Annotated in this window: 6 protein-coding genes; all 6 read left to right on the plus strand. The window is 37.9% G+C overall.

Translation table 11 applies throughout. The annotated features are described in order from the left end of the window. Nucleotides 1-27 precede the first annotated feature (27 nt). A complete protein-coding gene (locus tag KYH19_RS08320) occupies nucleotides 28-516 on the plus strand; it encodes a DUF6265 family protein (protein WP_219078308.1) in 489 nt (162 codons plus the stop codon). Between the two features lie 33 nt (nucleotides 517-549). After that, entirely contained in the window at nucleotides 550-1,335 is a 786-nt protein-coding gene (locus KYH19_RS08325) for an NIPSNAP family protein (RefSeq protein ID WP_219078309.1), read from the plus strand. 981 nt (nucleotides 1,336-2,316) lie between these two features. Beyond that, nucleotides 2,317-6,432, plus strand: a complete 4,116-nt coding sequence (locus tag KYH19_RS08330; protein WP_219078310.1) for a two-component regulator propeller domain-containing protein — start codon at nucleotides 2,317-2,319, stop codon at nucleotides 6,430-6,432. Nucleotides 6,433-6,658: 226 nt separating this feature from the next. Further along, nucleotides 6,659-9,841: a TonB-dependent receptor gene (locus KYH19_RS08335; RefSeq protein WP_219078311.1), complete on the plus strand. Its 3,183-nt coding sequence runs from the start codon at nucleotides 6,659-6,661 to the stop codon at nucleotides 9,839-9,841. A 5-nt stretch (nucleotides 9,842-9,846) separates the two neighbouring features. Beyond that, on the plus strand, nucleotides 9,847-11,547 hold the full coding sequence (locus KYH19_RS08340) for a RagB/SusD family nutrient uptake outer membrane protein (protein WP_255562594.1): 1,701 nt from the start codon (nucleotides 9,847-9,849) through the stop codon (nucleotides 11,545-11,547). A gap of 21 nt (nucleotides 11,548-11,568) precedes the next feature. Continuing rightward, nucleotides 11,569-13,092 carry a glycoside hydrolase gene (locus KYH19_RS08345; protein WP_219078312.1) on the plus strand — a complete coding sequence of 508 codons (1,524 nt, stop codon included), beginning with the start codon at nucleotides 11,569-11,571 and terminating at the stop codon, nucleotides 13,090-13,092. Nucleotides 13,093-13,154 lie beyond the last annotated feature (62 nt).

Consider the following 13,154-nt stretch of genomic DNA (forward strand, 5'->3'; position numbering starts at 1 on the left):
GTTATTTTAGCTGTAATAAATTACGCTATGAAAAATAACTTTTTGATTTTGGCTTTCTTATTCTTTTCTATTTCGGCTTTTGCACAAATAAAAAAGGCTGCAGTAAATGATTTGGCATTTATGTCTGGAACTTGGGTACAGAAAAGTGAATGGGGCGATCTGGAAGAATTTTGGAGCCAGCCGAACGGCGAAAGTATGATGAGCAGCTTTAGGTGCGTTAAAGATGGAAAAGCTTTATTTTACGAATTCGTTGTGATTGAACTTGAAGAAGGGTTGCCTGTAATGAAGATGAGGCATTTTAACCGTGGAAGCATTGCCTGGGAAGAAAAAGAAAAACCACTACTTTTTCCGCTGATAAACTTAAAGGGAAAACTCGCTGTTTTTGAAATGAAAGATCAATCGGTGAGGTTAAGTTATCAATTGATTACTGAAAATAAATTAAGCGTTGTGCTGGAAGAAAAGGATAAAAATGGTCAGCCTAAAAAAGATATTTTCAGTTTTACCAGAAAACTTTAAGTATTTTTCCGTTCAAAATAATGACCTCCCAAAATGTTGCCAAAAATTAAAATATTCTGTCTGTTTTTACTTTTGTTATTATCCAGCACATTTGCCGCTAATGCGTCGATAGATTTCTATCAGATCAAAATTTACCACTTAAAAACCGATGCGCAGGAAAAAACGGTAGACGATTATTTGCAAAAAGCATATTTGCCTGCCTTACACCGCTGTGGAATAGCAAAAGTTGGTGTGTTTAAACCAATTGTAAGTGACCAGGCTGTAGGTACGGAAAAACTGGTTTATGTATTTATTCCTTTAAAATCATTTAATGGAATTTTAGAACTGGATAAAAAGCTGGCAAAAGACAAACAACATGCCGCTGATGGTAAAGTCTATCTGGACGCAGTCTACACGGAGGCACCTTTCGAGCGCTTAGAATCAATTGTATTAAAAGCCTTTGAAGACGCACCCCATTTTATGCTGCCTGATCTAAAATCGCCGATGAAAGAACGGGTGTACGAATTAAGAAGTTACGAAGCGCCTACGGAGAAATATTTTCAGAATAAAGTTCAAATGTTTAATAAAGGCGATGAAATCGGTTTATTCAAAAGATTAAATTTTAATGCCGTATTTTATGGAGAAGTAATCGCTGGTAGCCGAATGCCTAATCTGATGTATTTAACTACTTTCGAAAACAAGGCAGATAGAGATGCGCACTGGAAAGCTTTCTCGGCAGATGAATATTGGAAGAAGCTATCGGCGATGCCAGAGTATCAGCACAATGTTTCTAAAAATGATACTAAATTTGTTTACCCAACAGACTATTCAGATTTTTAGGGTAAAGGTTAAAGACTAAAGCGGAAAGCAAAAAGGGAAACTAAATTCCTTGCAAATCTGTGCTTCCGTGGCAAAAAAATAATGCAAGCCAGATAGATCCTGAAACAAGTTCAGGATGACGATTGCAGGATTTGAACGATAAAAATCTTAATGTGCTTAACTGCTTAATGGTAATAAAGACTAAAGCTGAAAGCAAAGAGGGAAATTTAATTCTGTGCAAATCTGTGTTTCCGTGGCAAAAAACTAAGCAGAAAGATCCTGAAACAAGTTCAGGAGGACGATTGCGGGAGCTGAACGATAAAAATCTTAATTTTATTAATTGCTTAATGGTAGTAAAGGATAAAGCTTAAAGACTAAAGCTGAAAGCAAAGAGGGAAATTTAATTCCGTGCAAATCTGTGTTTCCGTGGCAAAACAACTAAACAGAAAGATCCTGAAATAAGTTCATGATGACGATTGCGGGATTTGAACTATGAAAATCTTTTTGTCTTTAATTGCTTGATGGCCAATATCATTAAGTTAAGCACCGTGGTTGTCAGTCTGAGCGTAGTCGAAGACTTCTTGAGATTGATAAATCGCAAATGCCCTCCGACTAAGCTACCATAGATAGAATCCTTAGCACGGCCGTCATTCCCGCGCAGGCGGGAATCTTAAAGCGCATTACGATTCCCAATCAAGTTGGGAATGACGATCTCGCGCAGCCTATCATTTGGTAAAAAGGTTTGTATTCTGTATTTCCGTGGCAAAAAAACTAAACATAAAGATCCTGAAACAAGTTCAGGATGACGATCGCAGGAGCTGAGTAATGAAAATCTTAATTTCCTTAACTACTTAATGGTAAAAAATGCAAAAGCTGAAAGACTTTTCAGATAAATAGAACTACAGATTGACAGGTTTTTGTGTAACAATAATTTAGCAAATTGTATCTTTACATCCGCTAAAAGATTTTTTTCAGCTATTCTGTCGGTTTGCCCTTCTAATGATGAGATTTATTAAAGCATTTGGTTTTATTATACAATCCTGGCTGTTTTTCAACAGTGTTCATGCTCAGGTAGTAGATCAAACTGCTATTCCGGAACATTATGTGCTTAAAACATATGGCATTAACGATGGTCTACCTTCTAAAAATACCACCGTTGCTTTAAAAGATAAAAGAGGTTTTGTATGGATAGGTACAGAAAATGGTCTGTGTAAGTTTGATGGTTATTCTTTTAAAGTTTATGTAAATATTGCTGGTGATAGCACCTCTTTAACCAACAATTATATCAATGCTATAGTAGAAGACAGCAATGGTTTTTTTTGGGTGGGTACCATGAATGGTTTAAACAGGTTTGACCCGGTTACCGAAAAATTTGAACGTTTTTATTATAAAGAAAACGATAGAACTTCGCTAAGCAATAATAAAGTCTGGTCTTTACTGATCGATAAAAAGAATAAATTGTGGATTGGTACCGATGATGGATTTAACCTTTATAACAAAAATTCAAAAACTTTTAAGGTTTATCAACCCGATGCAAAAAATCAGTATGCTATAAAAGGAAAATCGGTTAATGCTATTGCAGAGGATCCTTCTGGCAATTTATGGTTGGGCAACTGGAGCGCCGGACTGAATAAATTCGATCAAAAAACAAAGCGGTTTACCAATTACATGCAAAAGGAAATCGCGAACCAAAAAAATCCAAACGACATCTGGACCCTCTGCCTGGATGATAATGGCATGATATGGATTGGATGCTATTGGAAAGGCGACCTGTTCCGCTTTGATCCGAAAAATGAAAAGTTTACCACTTATCTAGGTATGGGAAAAGGTAATTCTTCCATATTTAATGTTTTAAATTTAGGTGCCGAAAAATTACTGGTAGGCGGCAGCACCGGAATATTCTGGGTAAATACAAAACTAAATAAATGGGAAAAAATAGATCAGCTCGAATTTTTTGCCAACGGTGGTTTATATCGTGATAAAAGCGGAATGATATGGCTCTGTGGTAAAAACGGACTCACTAAAATTGATTTTAACCAATATAAATTTAATTTTATTTCACTTCCTTTAAACCAGGCAGAAATTAAATCAATAGTTAGTGAAGGCGGTAATTTTTGGCTGGGTACCAACAAGGGCCTTTATAAATACAATCCAAATAACCGCGTTATTACCAGGCTTTCGCACAGCGATGACTTAAACAGTTTATCCAGTAATGATATTATTAACCTATCTGTTGATTTAAAAGGTCAGTTATGGGTAATGAGTGAGAATGGATTTGACCGGTATAGCGAAAAGGAGAGTAAGTTTATACATCATCACCATCGTTCTGCACTTGGAAGTTTTTTTAACGAAGATGTTTTTAGAGATCTGATAGAGGTAAATGATGGCGAATATTATTTAGCTACAGATGCAGGTTTAAAAATCTATAACGATAAAATTAGAGCTTATACGCATTACTATAACGATCCTAAAAATTTGCGCTCTCTGAGTAATAACCATTTATACTGCCTTCTAAAAGATGCGCAGGGAAATATCTGGATAGGGACATACGGGAGTGGCCTCAGCCGTTTTAACCCTAAAACAAAAAAGTTCAGCAATTACATGATTAATAATTCAAAAACGGGCGGCATTAGCAATAACATTGTAAATAGCCTGTATCTGGATTCGCACAAAAATGTTTGGATCTGCACCCGCGATGGATTGAATAAATATGTTGCTAAAACAAATACTTTCGAGATCTATTCAAAACAAAACGGTTTTGCCAGCAATGTTTTTACCGATCTGGTAGAAGATAATAATGGCAAGCTTTGGGTTACTACCGAGCAGGGCATCTCACTTTTCGATCCCGTAAATAAAACGGTTAAAAATTACGATGAGAAGGATGGCGTGTATGCCAATGCGGCCATCTGTAAAAATGCAAAAGGGGAAATTTACCTGGCAGGCAGTAAAGGCATCGTTTATTTTAATCCACAACTACTTAAATACAATAAAGAAGCTCCTGCAGTTTACTTTTCTGATTTTTCGGTTTTTAATAAACTGATTCTCCCGGGCGAAGATTCTCCTTTAAAATTGCCTGTTTATATGACGAAAAGTATCACATTGCCTTATGATCAAAGTGTACTCTCTTTTGGTTTTGTGGCTTTGAACTATACGCTTTCAGAAAAAAACCAGTATGCTTACTTTCTCGAAGGTTTTGATAAAAAGTGGAATTATAGCGGTAGCGAACATAAAGTTACCTATACCAATTTAAACCCAGGCAAATACACCTTAAGGGTAAGGGCATCAAACAATGATGGCATTTGGAATATGAAAGGAAATTCGCTCCAGATTATTATTACGCCACCCTGGTACCGTACCTGGTGGGCCTTTGGCTTTTATGGTTTGGCTTTCTTTGGCCTTGTTTATGCCTATCTTAAATATCGTGAGCACCAATCTAACTTAAAATTTCAGATTAAACTGGCCCATGTAGAAAGTGAAAAAGAAAAGGAGTTGAGTGAAAAGAAACTATCCTTTTTTACCAATGTATCGCACGAGTTCCGCACGCCGCTTACGTTAATTATCAACCCGGTTAAAGAGCTTTTGTATAAGAATGACAATAATGTTGATACCACTGATTTAAATATTGTGTACAGGAATGCCAAACGTCTTTTAAGTTTGGTAGATCAGCTGTTATTGTTTAGAAAAGCAGATACCTATGGCGGAAAATTAAAAGTAGCTCCGGTAAACCTGGTGAGTTTGTGTAAAGAAGTATTTCTGTGTTTTGTGCATCAGGCACGGTCTAAAAATATTGTATTTGAGTTTATATGCGCCGATGAATCGATCCCTTTTTATGCTGAAAGGGAGAAAATAGAGATTGTGTTTTTTAATCTCCTTTCAAATGCCATAAAATTTACGCCCGAAGGCGGTACGGTTAAAATGATTGTAAAAAGTAATCAGGACAATATACAGGTGGCTGTAGAAGATACAGGCTGTGGTATTACCAGCTTTGCAGGAGAAAAACTCTACGAAAAATTTTATCAGGATCCGGGAAATAAATCAGCTAAAGGTGGTTTTGGCATTGGTTTATACCTTGCAAAAAATTTTATTGAAATGCATGGTGGAACGATAAGTTATACCAGCGTTGAAAATAAAGGCACAGCATTTTATATTGCTTTATTAAGAGGGACAAGTCATTTTACAGATGCGGTAATTTTGCATGAGGAACTGGTAGATACCGATTCTTCATTATTTAAAGAATTGATAGAAGATGAAATTAGCGCTAATAAAGTTGTAGAGGCTGCTGAAGAACCAATTGTGGATAACCAGCTGGCCATCGAATTAAAAAGCATGCTTATTATTGATGATAATATTGAAATAAGAGAATACCTTAAACAGGTTTTTAGAATGGATTATCACCTTTATGAAGCCAGTAACGGAGAAAAAGGTTATGAGATGACGAAAGAGCTATTACCCGATATTGTAATCTGTGATGTAATGATGGATGGTATAACAGGTATAGAACTATGCAGTAAAATAAAAGAAGATGTTTCCATCTCTCATATTCCAATTATTTTACTTACTGCCATTTCTGCTCCGGAGGTTAAGCTTAAAGGAATAGAAGGTGGCGCCGACGATTATATCAGTAAACCTTTTGATAAGGACTTTTTAAAAGCAAGGGTAGCCAGTATATTAAAGAGTAAAAATGCCCTGCAAAAGTATTTTTATAATGAAATTACACTCAACTCGAACAATACCAAGATCTCTGCAGAATACAAAGAGTTTTTAGATAACTGTATCCGCATTGTAGAAGAACACCTTACCGATCCTGATTTTAATATCGATACCCTGTCGACCGTCCTGGGTATGTCGAGATCTAATTTATACCGTAAAATAAAATCCATTTCGGGTCAGTCGGCAAATGGATTTATCCGTTTCATCAGGTTAAGAAAAGCGGCCGAAATTTTTATCAATACCGATAAAACCATTCAGGAAACTTCTTACATGGTGGGTATAAACGACCCCAAATATTTTAGAGAGCAGTTTTACAAACTCTTTAACATGAACCCATCACAGTATATTAAAAAATTCAGGAAGCCGTTTTCCAATCATATTAATACCACAGTTAAAAAAGGTAAATAGTAAGCAGCCATTCGTCTGTTTTTAAATAATCAGCCTCAAAGCATTGTTTTAAGCTTTTTTCGGTCTGTTTACCCCTTAAATTTGGATTGTTTGCACCCCATAGGAGTTGTTTGTTGGCGCTAATTTAGCCTTCTATAAAGCAGCTATAATCGCGATTCCGATAGAGGGTTCTGTTGGGTAGGTTATAAAATTGATCTGCTAACCAAATATTAATTTGCAAACAAATATGAGAAGAAAAGTTCTGAAAGGATTTTTGCCAAAATTCTTTACAATTAAAACACTGGCATTTCTATTTATCGTATCCATTAATTTACCGGCAATGGCATCTTTAGTTTCTGTTAAAACAGGGATAAAGAACAAGCTTAAAGAAATTGTGGTAACGGGTACAGTAACAAGCGAAACCGGAGCTACGTTCCCCGGAGTAGCGGTTAAAATTAAAGGAACCGAAAAAGCGGTTCAAACCGATGCAAAAGGTAAATTTAGTATCAGTGTTACAGCCTCTACAGACGTACTTGTTTTTTCTTATGTAGGCTACACCAGTCAGGAGCAAACAGTTGGCGATAGAACAACCATTAATGTTCAGCTTGGTTCCGATACCAAAACACTAAACGAGTTGGTAGTGGTTGGTTACGGAACACAAAAGAAAGCAACACTTACGGGGTCAATATCGCAGGTAAAGGGAGCCGACCTGGTAAAGAGTCCGCAACCAAACCTGTCAAACTCTTTGGCAGGTAGGTTTTCGGGAGTAATTGTAAATAACCGCAGTGGCGAACCTGGTGTTGATGGTTCTACCATTACAGTAAGGGGACTTGCTACTACCGGAAGCAATAATGTATTAATTGTTGTAGATGGAATTCCAGGGCAAATTGGTGGACTTGAGCGTTTAGATCCCAACGATATTGAAAGTGTATCGGTGCTAAAAGATGCCTCTGCCGCTATTTACGGTAACAGAGCAGCCAATGGCGTAATTTTAGTGACTACGAAAAAAGGAAAAACCGGTAAACCAACTGTAAGTTATAGTTTTAACCAGGGGTTTAGCTCGCCAACGAGGTTACCTAAAATGGCCGATGCCGCAACCTATGCACAGATTATGAACGAAATTAGTTTCGATTCCAATCCTGCAGGCGGTCTTAATCAATCTTACACAGCAGATCAGATCGAAAAATTTCGTAATGGTTCCGATCCGTTATTATACCCTAATACCAATTGGGCAGATCAAACTTTAGAAAAAACAGCCTTACAGAGCCAGCATAGCCTTTCGGTTAATGGTGGTAGTGAAGATGTAAAATATTACATGTCCTTAGGAACTGTTTCTCAGGATGGGTTGTACAAAAATGGAACAACCAAATACAATCAATACAATTTCCGTACGAATATAGATGCCAATGTTTCTAAATACCTTAAAGTTGGCTTATCGGTATCTGGCAGACAAGAAAATCGTTTGTTCCCTCAGATTGCCGCTGGCGACATTTTTAGATCCATTTATAGGGCAAAACCTATTGTAGCTGCTTATTATCCAAATGGTTTGCCTACAACAGGTATAGAGAATGCCAACCCTGCGGTGCAGGTTACCGATATCGGTGGAACAAGTAAATCACCAACTCAGGTTTTAAACGGTATTTTGAGAGCTACTTTTATTATTCCTGGCGTGGAAGGACTTTCTGTTGATGGTTTCTTTTCTGCTGATAAATCTAATGTATTTACCAAAAGTTTCAACAAACCATATCTGCTTTACCAATATGATGCTACGTCTAAAACCTATAATAGTGTAATTACAGGTGGTAATAATCAAAAAGCTACATTAATAGAAAAACAGCAAAACGAATCTTTACTTACTTCAAACATTAAATTAAATTACGTACGTCGTTTTAACCTGCACGATATCAATGCCTTTGTAGGTTACGAACAGAGCGAAAACCATTTAGAATATTTCGATGCGCAACGTTTTAACTTCTTATCTACCAATTTGCCCGAACTTTCACAGGGAGGTGCGGCGGCTACCGATTATCTGAACTCGGGCTATAGCTCAAACTATAACCGTAAAAGTGTAATTAGCCGTTTGGCCTACAGTTATGATGATAAATATCTCTTTGAAGGACAGTTACGTATCGATGGATCATCTATATTTCCGGAGGGTAACCGATTTGGCTATTTTCCTTCTGCATCTGCAGGATGGGTGATGTCAAAAGAAAAATGGTTCAGTGAGAATGTTAAATTTGTTGATAACCTAAAAATCAGGGCATCCTACGGAGCACTCGGTAACGATAATGTAAAAGGATTCCAGTATTTTGATAATTATGTACTGGTTGGGAACGGATTTGTAGCCCAAAGTCCGGGAGCAGCATCATCAAGCATACAACCTGGCGTAAACCTGGTAAAGCTTGCCAACCCAAACATCACTTGGGAAGTGGCAAAAAAGCTTGATATTGGTATTAATGCCACTTTGTTTAAAAACTTTAGCATTGAGGCCATTTATTTCCAGCAAAAAAGATCTGATATCTTAACCACCCGTAATGCCTCATTGCCAGGTTCTTCAGGTATTGTAAATCCATTTAATGATAACAGTGCAAACTACACTCCGTTGGTACCTTCAGAGAATATTGGGAAGGTGAACAGTAATGGTTTTGAAGCAACGGTTGGTTATAACCATAATGGCGAGAATCTGCGATGGAATGTTTCTGGAAATATAACTTATGCTAAAAGTAAAATAATTTTCATTGATGAAGCGGTTGGTACTTTAGATTATCAACGTCAAACGGGCATGCCTTTAAATACTAACCTGTTATACAACAGTATTGGCATATTTAGGACACAACAAGAGTTAGATGCTTATCCTCACGTTAGTGGAGCTAAAGTAGGCGATTTAAAGTATTTTGATTATAATAACGATGGTAAAATTACTGCTGATGATCAAACAAGATCTCCATATAGTAATACCCCTCAAATTACTTACGGTTTAAATTTTGGAGCATCTTACAAAAATTTTGATCTTTCATTCGTTGTATCTGGTCAAGGCAGAGTAAGTCAGTACGTTTTACCGGAAGCAGGAAGCGTTGGTAACTTTTACAGCAGCTGGGCCGATAACAGGTTTAGCGCCGCAAACCCGAATGGAACTTATCCAAGAGTTACTGACCGTTCTTCGAATGCGATCAGTGGCGGACAGTTTAACAATACTTTTTGGTTAAATGATGCCTCATTTTTAAGGCTTAAAAATGTAGAACTTGCGTATAACATTAAAGCCAGTTTCTTAGATCGGATCAATGTATCCGGATTAAGGATTTATGCGAGTGCCTTCAACTTATTTACAATTTCTAAAGTAAAAGATTACGATCCTGAAGGAACCAGCGGTAGCGGACAGTTTTATCCGCAGCAACGCATTATTAACCTGGGCGCTAATATTAAATTTTAAACATCATGAAAATCAAATCAATATATATAACACTTTTAGGCTTATCCCTTGTTTCAGGGAGTATGGTGGGCTGTAAAAAAGACATTTTAAACGTAGAACCAACCGATATCCTTTTGCCCGCTACCATAGAAAGTGATACAACAGCATTAGAGGCTTATATAACCAACCGGTACCTGGGTACCCGATTACAGGATAAAGAAGCTGATGGATCTGTGCCAGGTTTTGGCAGAGGTTTTGAATATAGCATGTGGAGTTCTTTTACCGATGAATCTGTTTACAATAATGATGATGCTACCTGGTTAATCCAGAGAGGGCAGTTGGCACCTGAAAATTTAGGAAGTGCCGGTGTATATTGGGGCAGGAGTTATCGCGGTATTAGAGAATGTAATTATGCGCTATCAGTACTGTCCAAAATTGCAATGAGTGCAACACATAAAAAACAATTGGTAGCTGAAATTAAATTTATTAGGGCTTTTCGTTATCATGATTTGATCAGAAACTATGGAGGCATCGTTTTGATGGGAGATAAGATAACAGAACTCTCTGATAATCTGCAGGATCCGGCTTTGTTTCAACGCGCTTCAATTAAAGAATCGATAGATTATGTAGCAGCACAACTAGACCAGGCTGCAGCAGATTTACCATTAGATAATAGTAGCAACTGGCTAACGGGTAGGGCAACTAAAGGCGCAGCGCTAGCACTTAAATCGCGTCTGCTCTTGTATGCGGCAAGTCCGTTGTATAATGCAGGTACCTGGCAGGCTGCTGTTACAGCAGCTCAGGCAGTTATTTCTTTAAATAAATATGGAATATATACTGGCGGATATGCAAACTTGTTTTTAACTGACCAAAGCAATGAAGTTATTTTTGCAAGGTTGTTTACCAAAAATGCCAACCATACCCATTTAGAAATTGCAAACGGACCAAACGGTTATGGTGGTTGGGGTGGAAATTTGCCGATGCAGAACCTGGTTGATGATTATGAAATGGCCAACGGTAAAGCCATTACAGATCCTACGTCTGGTTACGATAGCAATGAACCTTACAAAGGTCGTGATCCACGTTTTGCAGCAACCATTTTATACAATGGAGCAGCATATCGCGAGCGTAATATAGAAACTTTTATTCCGGGAGGAAAAGACAGTAAAGATGGAAATGATAACTGGAATACCAGCAAAACCGGATATTACCTTAAAAAATATATGAATGATGCCTATCCATTGCAAAACCCTTGGGGCAATGCAGGTTTTCAGCCATGGATCTATTTCAGATATGCAGAAATTTTGCTTAACTATGCTGAAGCGGCTAACGAAGCTTACGGACCTGACGCTGTTCCTGCCGGATCAACAATGTCGGCAAGGCAAGCCATCAATATGGTAAGGGCAAGGCCAGATGTTAATATGCCTGCATTGGCAGTTGGACTTATACAATCACAAATGCGAGATGCGGTACGTTACGAACGTAGGGTAGAACTCGCCTTTGAAGAACACCGTTATTATGATGTAAGGAGATGGAAAATTGCTGATGTAACCGAAAATAAACCTGCTGGTGGAATGATTATTACCAAAACAAGTACTGGATTTACTTACACACCAAAGGTTGCTTTAGATGGGCGTAAGTTTGAAACCAAACACTACTGGTTACCTATACCTAGAGCCGAGATTTTAGCTTCAGGCGGTAAATTGCAGCAAAACCCTGGTTATTAATAAATAGAAATTAAGTTTTGCATGATTAAGCCGTATCAACTTCTTAACCGTTTTTTTATCTGTCTGGCCTTATTTTTCTGTGGCAGAACAACGCTTGCACAAGAAACCGTTCTAAAAATAGAAATTGATCCTGCCAACACCTTTCAGACTATAGAAGGCTTTGGTGCTTCTGATGCCTGGAGTTGTCAGTTTGCCGGATTATGGCCTACAGAGAAAAGGGATAAAATGGCTGATTTGCTTTTTAGCACTCAAACCACAAAAGAGGGGCAACCCCTTGGTATTGGGCTTAACATGTGGCGTTTCAGTATTGGTGGTGGCAGTGCCGCCCAAGGTAAGGAAAGCGATATTGGCGACGAATGGCGTCGCCAATACGCTTTTTTGCAACCAGATGGTACTTATAACTGGAACGCGATGCCAGGACAAGTCTGGTTCTTAAAGGCAGCCAAAACCCGGGGAGTGAAACAGTTTATCGGATTTGTAAACAGTCCGCATGTATTGTTTACCAAAAATGGGAAAGCCTATTCTACAGATGGCCATTGCAATCTGAACTTTGACAAACTTCCGGAATTTGCCTCCGATCTTGTTGCTACCATCAAAGGAATAAAAAAAACAACCGGAATAGCACTAAATTACCTGAGCCCTGCAAATGAGCCGCAATGGAAATGGAATGAACACAACCAGGAGGGCTGTCCTTATAACAATAACGAACTTGCTCAACTTTACAGAGCTGTTAACGAAGCCTTTGTTAAAAATCAGGTCAAAACCAAAATACAAATAGGAGAGGCTGGCCAGCTTGATTATTTATACAATAACGGAAACAGTGTAAAAGGAAACCAGGTATATCAGTTTTTTAATCCTTCATCACCCAATTATGTCGGTAATCTATCGCGCATAGATCATTCTATTTCCGGGCACAGTTATTTTACAACAAGTCCGGAGCAGAAATTTATTGAAGTACGCAAAAAGACGGGTGATGCCGTAGCCAGCATTAAAGGTTTAAGGTATTGGATGTCTGAATATTGTATTTTAGGCGATAGTTTAATGAAAGGGGAAAAACGCGACCTTGGTATGGCACCTGCATTATTTATCGCCCGTTTGATCCATCACGACCTGGTTTTGTCTAATGCTACCTCATGGCAGTGGTGGCTGGGCATATCAGCCAGCGATTATAAAGATGGCTTGGTTTATATCGACAAAAATAAAACAGACGGGCAGGTTTATGATAGTAAAATGTTGTGGACCCTGGGTAATTATAGTCGTTTTGTTAGCCCTGGTAGTAAGCGCCTTCAGGTTAAAACACTAGGAGCAAATGTACCTCAGGTTGATGTATCATCTTATCTGCAAAATAAAAAACTCGTAACAGTAGTGGTTAACCCTACAGAAAACGATCTTGATCTGGATATTGAGGTAAAGGGTAATAAACAAAATTCTGTGCAGACCTATGTTACCTCAGCCGAATATAACTTGTCACCTTATAAACAATACCAGAATACCAAGCATGTTCGCATTCCGGCTAAATCTGTTACCACAGTACTCAGTAATTAAGCCTGATTGAATTGAAATAATAACGCACCTCAATTTTAATCCTATTTGGTTGAGCTGAAAAG

This window comes from Pedobacter sp. D749, assembly GCF_019317285.1.
GTDB lineage: Bacteria > Bacteroidota > Bacteroidia > Sphingobacteriales > Sphingobacteriaceae > Pedobacter.